Raw genomic sequence first — 240 nt, forward strand, 5'->3', positions numbered from 1 at the left:
GTGCATCGTCAAGTGTTTGCCCTGGTAAGCCGTGCATTAAATCAAGGTTAAAGCTATTTAAACCGGCTTCTTTAGCTTGCTGCGCAGCATAATTAGCCTCGTCACTGCCATGAATCCGCCCCAGTGCTTTTAGCTTGTCGTTTTGCATGCTTTGCACGCCAATCGAAATACGGTTAATACCTGCTTTTACGTAATCTTTAAAACGACCTGTTTCTACTGTACCTGGGTTGGCTTCAAGGG

General features: G+C 45.4%; 1 protein-coding gene. It reads right to left on the reverse strand.

Annotated features, from left to right (window positions below):
* The coding region (locus AAEY57_RS21005) for a radical SAM protein (RefSeq protein ID WP_350608784.1) at window positions 1-240 on the reverse strand (240 nt) is incomplete at both ends.

Origin of the sequence: Pseudoalteromonas sp. MER144-MNA-CIBAN-0113 (assembly GCF_040308965.1) — a bacterium.
GTDB classification, from domain to species: Bacteria; Pseudomonadota; Gammaproteobacteria; order Enterobacterales; family Alteromonadaceae; genus Pseudoalteromonas; species Pseudoalteromonas tetraodonis.